This window comes from Phytomonospora sp. NPDC050363, from assembly GCF_040655735.1.
Lineage (GTDB): Bacteria > Actinomycetota > Actinomycetes > Mycobacteriales > Micromonosporaceae > Phytomonospora.
In genome coordinates, this window is sequence record NZ_JBFAKK010000009.1 from 98,993 (window position 1) to 112,078 (window position 13,086).

Annotated in this window: 10 protein-coding genes; 7 read left to right on the forward strand and 3 right to left on the reverse strand. The window is 70.7% G+C overall.

The window, feature by feature from the left end; genetic code table 11:
- The first annotated feature begins 35 nt into the window (after positions 1-35).
- A complete protein-coding gene (locus AB0I28_RS24145; protein ID WP_357496819.1) occupies positions 36-1,697 on the forward strand; it encodes an ABC-F family ATP-binding cassette domain-containing protein in 1,662 nt (553 codons plus the stop codon).
- A 77-nt stretch (positions 1,698-1,774) separates the two neighbouring features.
- Positions 1,775-2,809, forward strand: a complete 1,035-nt coding sequence (locus AB0I28_RS24150; protein ID WP_357496820.1) for a hypothetical protein — start codon at positions 1,775-1,777, stop codon at positions 2,807-2,809.
- Here the strand turns inward: AB0I28_RS24150 and AB0I28_RS24155 are convergent.
- Positions 2,790-3,113: a hypothetical protein gene (locus AB0I28_RS24155; RefSeq protein ID WP_357496821.1), complete on the reverse strand. Its 324-nt coding sequence runs from the start codon at positions 3,111-3,113 to the stop codon at positions 2,790-2,792. The genes AB0I28_RS24150 and AB0I28_RS24155 overlap by 20 nt on opposite strands.
- 155 nt (positions 3,114-3,268) lie before the next feature.
- Here AB0I28_RS24155 and lpdA point away from each other — a divergent pair, with 155 nt between their 5' ends.
- The 4 genes from lpdA to AB0I28_RS24175 all read left to right on the forward strand — a co-directional run bounded on the left by lpdA (position 3,269) and on the right by AB0I28_RS24175 (position 8,442).
- On the forward strand, positions 3,269-4,672 hold the full coding sequence (lpdA, locus tag AB0I28_RS24160; protein ID WP_357496822.1) for a dihydrolipoyl dehydrogenase: 1,404 nt from the start codon (positions 3,269-3,271) through the stop codon (positions 4,670-4,672).
- Positions 4,673-4,695: 23 nt separating this feature from the next.
- Positions 4,696-6,477 carry a 2-oxoglutarate dehydrogenase, E2 component, dihydrolipoamide succinyltransferase gene (gene sucB / locus AB0I28_RS24165; RefSeq protein ID WP_357496823.1) on the forward strand — a complete coding sequence of 594 codons (1,782 nt, stop codon included), beginning with the start codon at positions 4,696-4,698 and terminating at the stop codon, positions 6,475-6,477.
- A gap of 80 nt (positions 6,478-6,557) precedes the next feature.
- Positions 6,558-7,532, forward strand: coding sequence for a magnesium and cobalt transport protein CorA (locus AB0I28_RS24170; RefSeq protein ID WP_357496825.1), 975 nt, complete (start codon positions 6,558-6,560; stop codon positions 7,530-7,532).
- A 19-nt stretch (positions 7,533-7,551) separates the two neighbouring features.
- Positions 7,552-8,442 carry a TIGR01777 family oxidoreductase gene (locus tag AB0I28_RS24175; RefSeq protein ID WP_357496827.1) on the forward strand — a complete coding sequence of 297 codons (891 nt, stop codon included), beginning with the start codon at positions 7,552-7,554 and terminating at the stop codon, positions 8,440-8,442.
- A 50-nt stretch (positions 8,443-8,492) separates the two neighbouring features.
- Here AB0I28_RS24175 and AB0I28_RS24180 read toward each other — a convergent pair whose 3' ends face one another.
- Both AB0I28_RS24180 and AB0I28_RS24185 read right to left on the reverse strand, forming a co-directional pair.
- A complete protein-coding gene (locus AB0I28_RS24180; protein ID WP_357496829.1) occupies positions 8,493-10,409 on the reverse strand; it encodes an AarF/UbiB family protein in 1,917 nt (638 codons plus the stop codon).
- A 69-nt stretch (positions 10,410-10,478) separates the two neighbouring features.
- Complete coding sequence (locus AB0I28_RS24185; protein WP_357496831.1) at positions 10,479-11,312, reverse strand: SDR family NAD(P)-dependent oxidoreductase; 834 nt, start codon at positions 11,310-11,312, stop codon at positions 10,479-10,481.
- A 162-nt stretch (positions 11,313-11,474) separates the two neighbouring features.
- On the opposite strand from AB0I28_RS24185, the gene AB0I28_RS24190 reads away from it, so the two are divergent.
- Positions 11,475-13,061 (forward strand): cellulase family glycosylhydrolase, encoded by a 1,587-nt coding sequence (locus tag AB0I28_RS24190; RefSeq protein ID WP_357496833.1) that lies wholly within the window; start codon positions 11,475-11,477, stop codon positions 13,059-13,061.
- Positions 13,062-13,086: the final 25 nt, after the last annotated feature.

Sequence of the window (13,086 nt, forward strand, 5' to 3'; positions counted from 1 at the left end):
ACCGCACACCGCGAGCCGTTTCAGGAGCCCATCTCATGACCGTTCCACCGCACTCCGTCGTCTGCGCCGGCCTCACCTTCGCCTGGCCGGACGGCAGCCCCGTCTTCGACGGGCTCGACTTCACCGCCGGGACCGGCCGCACCGCCCTCATCGGCGACAACGGCTCCGGCAAGTCGACGCTCCTGAAGCTCATCGCGGGGCTGCTCACACCGACCGGCGGGACCATCACCCGCGCCGGTGAACTCGCCTACCTGCCGCAGGAGCTCCCGCTCCAGCTGCACCGGACCGTCGACGACCTGCTCGGCATCGCCGAGACCCTCGCGGCACTGCGCGCGATCGAGGGCGGCGACGCCGACGAGGCCCACTTCGCCGCCGTGGGCGACGCCTGGGACGTCGAGGGGCACGCCCGCGCGACCCTCGACCGGCTCGGGCTGACGCACGTCGAACTGGACCGGCCGGTCGCCTCCCTCTCGGGCGGCGAGTCGATGCTGGTCGGCCTCGCCGGGAGACTCCTCGGCGAGCCCGAGGTCCTGCTCCTCGACGAGCCCACCAACAACCTCGACCTGACCGCCCGGCGAAACCTCTACAGGGCCGTCGCCGACTTCGGCGGCGCCCTGCTCCTGGTCAGCCACGACCGGGAGCTGCTGGAACAGGTCGACCAGGTCGCCGAACTGCGCGAGGGCCAGGTGCGCATGTACGGCGGCGGCTTCTCCCACTACGAACAGGTCGTGGCCGGCGAGACCGAGGTCGCCGAACGCGCCCTGCGTACCGCGCAGTCCGACCTTCGCAAGCAGAAGAGAGAACTCATTGAGGCGCAGATCAAGATCGATCGCCGTACTAGCAACGGCCGCAAGGCCCAGCTCGCCGGGGGGATCCCCAAGATTGTCGCGGGCGGCCTCAAACGGAAGGCCGAGGTCAGCGCCGGGAAACTCCGCGGCGCACACGAGGCGGAACGCGCCGAGGCGGAGACCGCCCGTGCCGACGCCGAGCTCGCGCTTCGTGACGAGACGGTGATCCGGCTCGACCTCCCGCACACCCGAGTACCCAACGGCCGCACCGTCCTCGAAGTCGCCGAACTCGCCCACGCCCACCTTCCGGCGCCGGTGACCTTCGACGTCCGGGGACCCGAGCGGATCGCGCTGACCGGCGGCAACGGCGCCGGGAAGACGACCCTGATGAAACTGCTCACCGGGGCTCTGACGCCCCAGGGCGGAACCGTCCGGCACAACGTGCCGGGCGTGCACTACCTGCCGCAGCGTCTCGAACTGCTCGACGACGACGCCAGCGCGCTGGAGAACGTGCGCCGTTTCGCCCCCGACATGTCCGACCACGACGCCCGCTCGCGGCTGGCCGCGCTCGGGTTCCGCAACAACCGCGCACAACGCCGCAGCGGCGTGCGCAACACCCGCGCCGAACAGGACGTCTCGACCCTGTCCGGCGGGGAGCGCCTGCGGGTCGCGCTGGCCGCCGTCCTGTCGGCCGAACCGGCTCCGCAGCTGCTCATGCTCGACGAACCGACCAACAACCTCGACATGACCAGCGTCCGCCAGCTGGAGCAGGCGCTGCAGTCCTACGAAGGGGCGCTGATCGTGGTCAGCCACGACCTGCCGTTCCTGCGGTCCATCGGGATCACCCGCTGGCTGCGGCTGGAGCGCGGCGAGGAGCCGGGGCTCACCTCGTCGACCGAGGAGCCCTAGCGAGAGAGGCGCGGGCGGCCCCGACCGGGATACGGTCGGGTCCGCCCACGTCTCGACCCGAACCACCTGGAGCCCCGTTGCCCTTCGACGAGCCGCGCGCGACCGCGCGCCGAACCCACCACCACGCCGTCGCCGCGCGACTGTCGGCCGTCGACGACATCGAACTCGCCGCCCTGCTCGCCTCGGCACGGCCCCTGGGCAGCGGCATCGGCGGCAGCTCGGCGCTGCTGGACCTGCCGGACGGGAAGGTCTTCGTCAAGCGGATCCCGCTGACCGCGATCGAGGCGCGACACCCTCGTTCCACCGCCGACCTGTTCGGCCTGCCCGTGTTCTACCAGTACGGGATCGGCTCGGCCGGCTTCGGCGCCTGGCGCGAACTCGCCGCACACGAGGCGGCCACCGAGTGGGTCCTGACCGGCGAGCACGCGGGCTTTCCGCTCCTGCACCACTGGCGGGTGCTGCCCGGCGCGGCCGGCGCCGTCGGCGACCACGATCTGGAGGAGTCGGTGGCGCACTGGGGCGGCTCGGCGGCGATCCGCGAACGGCTCACGGCGATCGCCGCTTCGCAGCTGAGCCTCGTGGTGTTCCTCGAATACGTTCCCCGGTCTCTGTCGGCGTGGCTTCCCGAACAGCCGCCGGAGGCGTTCGCGCGGATCGAGCGCGAGCTGGCGGACACGGCGGCCTTCCTGCGGGAACGCGGCTGGATCCACTTCGACGCGCACTACGGCAACGTGGTGACCGACGGGCACCGGTGCCACCTCACCGACTTCGGCCTGGCCGTCGGCGCCGGCTTCGACCTGTCCCCCGCCGAACGCGCCTTCTTCGACGCCCACCGTGACTACGACCTCGCCTACGGGGCCGCGCATCTGGTCGAACACCACATCGCCGAGCGATACCGAGGCGAGCTCGACCGCATGGCCTTCGTCACCGCGTGGGCCGCGGGCACCCGGCCGCCGGAGGTGCCCGGGACGGTCGCCGACATCCTCGACAGGCACGCGCGGACCACGATCGTGATGGCCGGCTTCTTCCGCGAACTCATCGAGGGCGACAAGTCGGCGCCCTATCCGGCCGCCGACCTGGCCCGCGCGATCGCTAGTCCCGGTTGCGCTTGATGCGCTGGCGGGCGTCGTAGTCGCGTTTGCGCTGCGGATAGCCCACCCGGGCCACGTCGTAGACGGGGATGCCGAGACGCTGCCCGAGTCGGTAGGCGCCCGCGGGGCCGTCGACGCGGCGGCGCGTCCACTCCCCGTCGGTGGCGATCAGGATCACCGTGTGCTCGGTGACGGTCGTCTGCGGCTCGACGTATGCCTCGACCCCGATGCGCGTGCGCACGAACTCCTCCAGGTGGGAGGTGTCGAGCTGGGTCCGGGCCCGATCGCCGTCATCCGGGCGACGCTTGCGGCGGAACAGACGCACGGCATTCCTCCTTGCAGACGACAGGTCTATATATGGACGAGTTTCAAATGTGCGTCAAGACTATGGGACGGACACGTGTGCCCGCACACACCGGCGCACGGGTCCCGCCACATGCGTCTCGCGCCAGGTGCGAGGATGGTCAGCGAACCTCGAGGATGACTTTGGGAGAACTCGTGAGCGACCCGAACCTTGGTTACGACGTGGTAATCCTGGGCGGCGGAAGCGGCGGTTACGCCTGCGCCCTCCGTGCCGTCCAGCTCGGACTCCGCGTCGCACTGATCGAGAAGGACAAGGTGGGCGGCACCTGCCTGCACCGCGGCTGCATCCCGACCAAGGCACTCCTGCACGCCGCCGAGGTCGCCGACTCGACCCGTGAGAGCGAGCAGTTCGGTGTGCTCGCCGAGCTCACCGGCATCGACATGAACGGTGTCAACGCCTACAAGGACGGCGTGGTCGCCAAGCTTTACAAGGGCCTGCAGGGCATGATCAAGGCCGCCAAGATCGACTACATCGAGGGCACCGGCAAACTCGTCGGGAAGAACACCATCGAGGTCGACGGCCGCCGGATCACCGGCAAGAACCTCGTGCTGGCCACCGGTTCGTACTCCAAGTCCATCCCCGGTCTCGACGTCGACGGCGAGCGGGTCATCACCTCCGAGCACGCCCTGAGCCTCGACAAGGTCCCCGCCTCCGCGGTCGTCCTCGGCGGCGGCGTCATCGGCGTCGAGTTCGCCAGCGCGTGGCACTCCTTCGGCACCGAGGTGACGATCATCGAGGCCCTCCCCCGCCTCGTGGCCGCCGAGGACGCCGACTGCTCCAAGCAGGTCGAGCGCACCTTCCGCAAGCGCGGCATCAAGTTCAAGACCGGCAAGCCCTTCGAATCGGTCAAGCACACCGACAACGGTGTGTCGGTGACGATCGAGGGCGGTGAGGTCATCGAGGCCGAACTGCTGCTGGTGGCCGTCGGGCGCGGCCCGGTGACCCAGGGCATCGGCTACGAGGAGCAGGGCGTCGGCATGGACCGCGGCTTCGTCCTCACCGACGAGCGCCTGCGCACCAACGTCCCCGGCGTCTACGCCGTCGGCGACATCGTCCCCGGCATGCAGCTGGCGCACCGCGGCTTCCAGCAGGGCATCTTCGTCGCCGAGGACATCGCCGGCCTGGAGCCGCAGCCGATCGACGAGAACGGCATCCCGCGCGTGACGTACTGCGAACCCGAGGTCGCCTCCGTCGGACTCACCGAGGAGAAGGCCAAGGAGAAGTACGGCGCCGACAAGGTCAAGACCTACAACTACAACCTCGGCGGCAACGGCAAGAGCCAGATCCTCAAGACGCAGGGGTTCGTGAAGCTCGTCGGTGTCGTCGACGGCCCTGTGGTGGGTGTACACATGGTCGGCAGCCGCGTCGGCGAGTTGATCGGCGAGGCCCAGTTGATCTACAACTGGGAGGCGTTCCCGAGTGACGTCGCCCAGCTCATCCACATGCACCCGACCCAGAACGAGGCACTCGGCGAGGCGCACTTGGCCCTCGCGGGCAAGCCGCTGCACGCGCACGCGTAGACGACCACAGGAGTTTGACGACCATGCCGGTATCGGTCACCATGCCCGCGCTCGGAGAGAGCGTCACCGAGGGCACCATCACCCGTTGGCTGAAGAAGGAAGGCGAGCGCGTCGAAGTCGACGAACCGCTGCTGGAGGTCTCCACCGACAAAGTCGACACTGAGATCCCCTCGCCCGCGGCCGGCATCGTGTCGCGCATCGTGGCGGCCGAGGACGACACCGTCGAGGTCGGCGGTGAGCTCGCGGTGATCGCCGAGGAGGGCGAGTCGTCCGACTCGGGTTCCTCCGCGCCGGCCGATTCCGCCGACGAGGGCGAGGCCGAGCCCGACGCTGAGCCCGAGGCCGCCAGTGAGCCTGAGGCGGAGGCGGCCCCCGAGGCCGAGTCCGCCCCTGCCGATGAGCCCGAGAAGGCCGCTCCGGCCGCCTCGGCGGGCGGGTCGGGCACCGACGTGCCGATGCCCGCTCTGGGCGAGTCGGTCACCGAGGGCACGGTGACGCGTTGGCTGAAGTCCGTCGGCGACACCGTCGAGGTCGACGAGCCGCTGCTGGAGGTTTCGACCGACAAGGTCGACACCGAGATCCCGTCGCCGGTCGCCGGAACGCTTCTTGAGATCAAGGTCCCCGAGGACGAGACCGCCGACGTCGGCGCGACCTTGGCGGTCATCGGTTCCTCCGACGGTGCCCCTTCCGCACCGGCCCCCAAGGAGGACAAGGCACCCGAGGCCGAGGCCCCCAAGGCCGAGGAGAAGAAGCCCGAGCCGAAGCCCGAGCCGAAGCCGGCGCCGAAGGCCGAGGAGAAGAAGCCCGAGCCCGCCGCCCAGGCCTCCGCTCCCGCCGCATCGCCCGCTCCGGCGAGTTCGCAGAACGGCGGCGCCTACGTGACGCCGCTGGTGCGCAAGCTCGCCACCGAGCACGGTGTGGACCTGTCCTCGCTGTCGGGCACCGGTGTCGGTGGGCGCATCCGCAAGCAGGACGTGCTGGCCGCCGCCGAGGCCGCCAAGGCGCCGGCTCCGGCCGCCGAGGCGCCGAAGTCGGACGCCCCGGCCTCGTCTTCGCCGGCGACCACGTCGGAGCCGAGCCCGCTGCGCGGACGCACCGAGAAGATGTCGCGGCTGCGGCAGACCATCGCCACCCGCATGGTCGAGGCGCTGCACACGCAGGCGCAGCTCACCTCGGTCGTCGAGATCGACGTCACCAGGGTCGCGCAGCTGCGCGCCAAGGCCAAGGACGCCTTCCTGTCCCGCCACGGTGTGAAGCTGTCGTTCCTGCCGTTCTTCGCGATGGCGGCCGTCGAGGCCCTGCAGACCTTCCCGCAGGTCAACGCGACGATCGACATGGAGGCCAAGACGGTCACCTACCCCGACGCCGAGAACCTCGGCGTCGCGGTGGACACCGAGAAGGGCCTGATCGTCCCGGTCATCAAGAACGCCGGTGACCTGAACCTGGCCGGCATCGCCAAGCGCATCGCCGACCTGGCCGAGCGGACCCGCACCAACAAGCTGACCCCGGACGACATCGCGGGCGGCACGTTCACGCTGACCAACACCGGTTCGCGCGGCGCGCTGTTCGACACCCCGATCGTCAACGCGCCGCAGTCGGCGATCCTGGGCACCGGCGCGGTCGTCAAGCGCGCGGTCGTGGTCAACGACCCGCAGCTCGGCGAGGTCATCGTGCCGCGCTCGATGATGTTCCTGGCCCTGTCCTACGACCACCGGATCGTGGACGGCGCCGACGCGGCCCGCTACCTGACCGCCGTCAAGGCGCGACTGGAAGAGGGCAACTTCGAGGCCGAACTCGGCCTGTAGCGACACCTCCGAAGGCCCCCGTGCTCAGCTGAGTGCGGGGGCCTTCGCGTACGTGGCGGTGGTGGCGCAGAATCCTTCTCATGACTCACCTCTCCACCGCGTACAAGGCCGGCCGCCGCGTCGAGCACTCCGGGGAACCGGGGGCGGCGCTGGCGAAGATCACCGAGGCGCGCGGTGGGTTCGTGTGGGTGGACATGGTCGCGCCGACGGCCGAGGAGTTCGCGCAGGTCACCGGGGAGCTCGGCATTTCCGCCCTCTCCTACGAGGAGCTGACCCGCCACCGGCCCCGGCACGCCATCGAGGAGGTCGACGGGCTGCTGCTGATCTCGCTGAAGGCCTTCAGCCGCACCGGCGAGGAGACCACGAACCTCGCCACGGTGTCGATGCACATGTGCCTCACCGAGCGCGTCATCCTGACCGTGCACTCGGCCGCCGACGCGCTGCTGGCGGGTGTGCGCCGGCGCCTCGAAGCCCGAACGAAGTACCTCTCCTGCGGGCCCTTCGCCGTGCTCCAGACCATCTGCGACGAGGTCGTGGCCGGCTACGACCGGCTCGCGCACGAGATCGAGGCCGACATCATCGAGTTGGAGCGCGACGTCTTCGACGACGGCACGCCGCATCCCGGCAAGGAGATCGCCAAGATCAAGCACGAGGTGCTGTTCTTCCGCCGTGTGGAGGATCCGCTGCACTCGGTCCTCGCCGACCTGGCGCGCGGCGACGTCGACGTGCACCGCGGGACGCTCGACCGCTTCCAGCACACCCTCGACCGGCTCGACCGGGTCGACAACACCATCGACGGCCTCAACGAGCTGATCACCGGCATCATGCAGGCCCACCTGGCGCAGGTCGCCGTGCAGCAGAACTCCGACATGCGGCGGATCTCGTCGTGGGCGGCGATCATCGCCGTGCCGACGATGATCGCCGGGCTGTACGGAATGAACTTCGACTTCATGCCGGAGACCAAATGGCGCGTCGGCTATCCGCTGGTGGTCACGGTCATGGCGGTGGCCTGCTGGGTGGTCTACCGGAAGCTGAAGAAGACCGGGTGGCTGTGACTACGGCATGATGAGTGCCATGCGCATCGTCATCGCGGGTTCATCGGGTTACCTGGGCGGCGCCCTCGTCAGCCGCCTGCACGAGCACGGCCACGACGTCGTCCGCCTCGTTCGTCGCGAGGCCCTGACCGACGACCAGGTCGAGTGGGATCCCTACCGGAAACCCTTCGACCCGGCCGTCCTCGACGGGGCAGACGCGGTGGTCAACCTGTGCGGGGCCGGGGTCGGCGACAAGCGCTGGACGCCCGCCTACAAGGGACTGATCCAGGCGTCGCGTCTCGAACCCACCCGGATCCTCGCCGAGGCGGTCGCCGCGGCGAAGGTTCCGGTGCTGCTCAACGGTTCGGCGGTCGGCTACTACGGCGACGGCGGTGCGCTGTCCGAAGTGGACGAGTCCGCGCCCGCCGCCGACGACTATCTCGGCAGGCTCGCCCGCAGCTGGGAGGCCGCCGCCTCCCCCGCCGTCGAGGCCGGTGCGCGCGTGGTGTTCCTGCGCACCACGCACGTGTTCGGTCCCGGCGCGCTGATGCTGAAGAAACTGGTGCCGCTGTTCAAGTTGGGCCTCGGCGGCCGCTTCGGGTCGGGTGAGCAGTACCTGCCGTGGATCTCGCTGCTCGACTGGACGCGGGCCGTGGAGTTCCTGCTGACCCACGACGTCTCCGGTCCGGTGAACCTGGCCGGACCCACGCCCATCACCAACCGCGACTTCGCCACCGCCCTGGCCGCCGCGCTGGGCCGCAAGGCGCCGTTCGCCGTCCCCGGCTTCGCGCTGCGGGCCGGCGCCGGCGAGGCCGCCGTTGAGCTGCTGCGCGGCGTGAAGGTGCGGCCCAGGGCGCTGGAGGACGCGGGCTTCGTCTGGGAGCACGCGAGCCTCACGGACACGCTGGGGTGGGCACTGGAGAAGCGGTGACCGGTCGCTGAGGGTGGGGGTGCGGCGGGCCTGACGCCCGCACCCCACCGTCACCGGGTCCCGCGGAAGATCCCCACCAGCACCCGCACGATGATCGTCACGCTCACCAGCAGCATCAGGTACCCGAAGACCTGATAGACGCTGACCTCCTCGGCCAGCTGCGGTCCCTTCTCGTTGGCCAGCAACAGGACCGACATGATCCCCGTGGTCGCGCCGAGCACCGTCAGCAGCGCCTGGCCGAGGTACCCGGCGACGGTCCGGCGGTCGCGCGCGTCGGCGAACAGCCGCACGTTGACCGACAACTGGCCGCGTTCGAGGGCGGCGCTGATCCGCTCGGCGCGCCGGGGCAGTCGGCGCAGGACCGGCAGCATCGGCACGAGTTCCTTGATCACGGCGGCCTGCAAGGTGTCGGGCGCCAGGTCCGCGGCGAGCTGCGAGGACGCGAAGGCGCGTGCCTCGTCGACGATGTGGAACCCGGGCGCCAGGTCCGAGAGGGTCCCCTCGACGGTCGCCAGCGCGCGGAAGGCGGCGGCGACCTCGCGGGGAATGGCTATCCCGTGGGCCGAGACGAGCTTGAACAGGTCGGTGAACATCCCGGCGTCGGGCACCTGTCCCGCCGACAGGTGGCGCGCCATGAAGCGCCCGAGGGCGCGTTCGAGCCGCTCGCCGTCGATGCCCTCGGACCGCTCCATGATCTCGATGAGCCCGTCGCGCAGCCCGGCCGGATCGCGCTGGTCGATGGCCAGCAGAAGCGTGTGCAGCGCGTTCTGGAGCCCGGAGTCGATGCGCCCGACCGAGCCGAAGTCGATGAGGCCGAGCCGGTTGTCGTCGAGCAGCAGGATGTTGCCCGGATGCGGGTCGGCGTGGAACACGCCGTCGATGAGCACCTGCCGCAACAGGCAGCGCAGCAGCGACTGGGCGAGGCGGGCGCGGTCGACCTCGCGGGTGGCGTCGGCGGCCTTCGCCGAGCCGATCGGCACGCCGCACAGCCGCTGCATCACCAGGACGCGCCGACCGCTGAAGTCCTCGTGCACCTCGGGCAGCACGACGTCGGCGTTGCCTTCGCTCACCGCGCGGACGGAGGCGAGATTGCGGGCCTCGATGCGAAAGTCCAGTTCCTCGCGCAGCGCCTCGCTGAAGCCCTCGGCGAGGTCGCGGATGCCGACGTTGCGGGCCCATTCGGCGCGCTGGTGAAGAGTGCGCGAGAGGCGGTCGACGATGTCGAGGTCGCGCTCGACGACCGGCCCGATCCCGGGCCGCTGCACCTTCACCACCACCGACTCCCCACTGTGGAGGGTCGCGCCGTACACCTGGGCGATCGAGGCGGCCGCGATCGGGCTGGTGTCGAAGGAGGCGAAGACCTCCTCGACGGGCGCGCCCAGCTCCTCGGTGATCTGCCGCTCGATCCGCTCCCACGGCACGGCCTCGACGTCGTCCTGCAGCCGGGCGAGCTCGTTGATGACGGCCGGGCCGAAGAGGTCGCGGCGGGTCGACAGGACCTGCCCCAGCTTGACGAAGGTGACCCCGCCCTCTTCGAGCGCGGCGCGCAGGGATCTGGCCAGCGCCATCGAGGAGCCCTCGGGGCTGCGGCGGCCGGTCAGGAAGCCGCCGAGGCCGTGCCGGACGCCGATGGCGGTGATCGCCGAGTACCTGCGGGCACGGCGGATCCGGCGCCGCAGCGGCCCCCACCAGCTGACGAGGCCGGCGGGCCGCAGCCGGATGACCTCGCTGACGGCCATGGCGACCATGGTGGCCAGCAGCGCCACGCCCGCGAAGGTCCAGAACAGCGCCGGCCGGTTCGCGTCGGCCTCCATCACCGGCCCGATGGTGATCCCGGCGACGATGAGCCCGAGGAACCCCGAGGCCGCCGCCCGTACCGGTCCGACGCGCAGACCCATGAGGCGGCCGGCGGCCATCATGAACAGTCCGACGACCGCCAGCGTGCCGAAGAATCCGAGAATCTCCATCGCGCGGCTCCCTCCCGTTGCCGCACGTACGGTACCCAGACGATCAAGTCCGGCCCGGATCGAGGGGCGTCAGCGTCCCCAGGGCAGGACCGCGCGGTACTGCACGAGTTCGCCGTAGGGCTCGCGCGCGGCCTTCGGGAGCAGGGCGAGCCACAGCACGTCCTCGGCGGCGTCGTCGGGACTCTTGGCGGCGGCCATGTCGGTGAACCAGGGCCGGGAGGCGGCGGTGTCGACCAGGCCGGGGCAGGCGGCGTTGACCACGATGCCGCGGTCGCCCTCGGCCAGGTCCCGGGCGGCCACGCGCATGCTGGCGACCTGGCCCACTTTGGACGCCACGTTGATCCAGTCCGGCCAGCCCGACGCGGCGGCCGTGCCGCCGCGCACCTCGGCGACGTAGCCGTCCATGACCTCACCGACGTCCTCAAGGGACATCCGAGTGGTGTCGAAACGCTCGTGCAGCCGGGGATCGAGCCGGCTGAGGACACCGAAGGCGCTGGCGACCACGACGTAGCGGCCGCCGTCGCGCAGCAGGGGAACGAAGGCCTTGAGCATGCGGTTGGTGCCGTGGTTGTTGGTGTCGACGAATCCGGCGACCTGGTCGGCGTCGGAGACGTCGGGCGAGATGCGCGCCGCCGCGTTGGACAGCACGATGTCGATGCCGCCGTGTTCGGCGGCCACCGCCTCGGCTAGCGCGCTGACGCCGGCCTCGTCGGTGACGTCGAGGAGGGCGGCCCGGGCGGTCAGTCCCTCCGCGCGCAGGCGGGAGACGGCCGCGCGGCCGCGTTTGGCGTCTCGGGAGGCCAGATAGACCACCGCGTCGGGTCCGAGTCTTTCGCAAAGACCGCGGACGAGGGCGTAGCCGAGCCCTTGGTTGCCGCCGGTCACGAGGGCCACTGTGGACATCTACTGCGCCTTCCGTTCGGTCATCAGCCGGGTTCGCGGCTGGGCCGATGGTACGGGGCGTGACGAGGCGGCGTCGCCCGACGGGGATTCCCAAGCGGCCCGGCAGGCGCTACCCTCGCTGTGGGAGCGCTCCCATTTCACCGAACTCCCTGGAGTATCGCGATGCGGAGCAAACGCAGTCTCGCCGTTTTACTGGCCACGGCCCTCACCGCGGCCCTGGTCGCCGTCATCATCCCCGCGCTGTCGAGCGCGCCCGCACAGGCCGCCGGAACCGGCACCGGCCACCTGAGCACGCGGGGCGCGCAGATCATCGACGCCACCGGCAACCCGGTCCGCATGACGGGCCTCAACTGGTTCGGCATGGAGACCGACAACAAGACGTTCCACGGCCTGTGGGCGCAGGTCACCTGGCGCAGTCAGGTCGACCACATGGCCCAGCTGGGCTACAACACCATCCGGATCCCCTACTCCGACGACGCCCTCAAGCCCGGGGCCGTCGCCTCCGGCATCAACGACTACACCAACCCCGACCTCGTGGGCCTGTCCCCGCTGCAGATCCTCGACAAGGTCATCGACTACGCGGGCGACAAAGGGATGCGCGTCATCCTCGACCGGCACCGGCCGACCAGCGCCGGGCAGAGCGCGCTGTGGTACACCGCCGCCACCCCGGAGTCGACCTGGATCGCCAACATGACCATGCTGGCGCGGCGCTACGCGTCCGACTCCACCGTCGTCGGCATCGACCTGCACAACGAACCCCACGCCGAGGGCACCGAGCCGAACTCGACCGGATCCTGCTGGGGCTGCGGCGATCCCGCCCGCGACTGGCGGCTGGCCGCCGAACGCGGCGGGAACGCCGTGCTGGCCGCCAACCCCAACTGGCTGATCGTCGTCGAGGGCGTCAGCTGCCCCAGCGGGGGCAACCCCAACGCCTGGGACGACATCCCCGACGAGCCCTGCGGTTGGTGGGGCGGCAACCTCTCCAAGGCCGGCCAGTTCCCGGTGCGGCTCAACGTGCCCAACAAACTGGTCTACTCCGCCCACGACTACGCCATCTCGGTCTTCCACCAGAAGTGGTTCGACGACCCGGCCTTCCCCGCGAACCTCCCCGGCATCTGGGACGGCTTCTGGGGCTACCTGTTCAAGAACAACACCGCTCCCGTCCTGCTCGGCGAGTTCGGCAGCACCCTGCAGGACCCGCGCGACGCGGTGTGGCTGCGGGAGCTGATGCGCTACCTGGGGACCGGCACCTCCGGGCAGAGTTTCACCTACTGGTCGTGGAACCCCAACTCCGGTGACACCGGCGGGATCGTCGGCGACGACTGGGTAACGGTCAACCAGGCCAAGCAGAGCATCCTCCAGCCGTACCTGATCCCGCCGGCGGGCGGCGGCGGTCCCACGGGTTCGCCGACCAGCAGCCCGACGCCCGGCGGGCCGGGGTCGTGCACTGCCACGGTGCGCATCGACAACAGCTGGCAGGGCGGGTTCCAGGCCGCCGTCACGGTGACCAACACCGGTACGGCGGCGGTGAACCCGTGGTCGCTGGTCTTCACGCTGCCGTCCGGCGCGAACGTCCAGAGTGGATGGAACGGCGCGTTCGGCCAGAGCGGCACGACGGTCACCGTCACGGCGCCCGCGCACGGCCCCTCCCTGGCACCGGGGGCCTCGGCGAGCGTCGGCTTCACCTCGACAGGATCCTCGACGCCGCCACCGTCCGCGGTGCGGCTCAACGGCGCCGTCTGCACCTGATCAGGCGGCGTGACCCGGCCGTCTC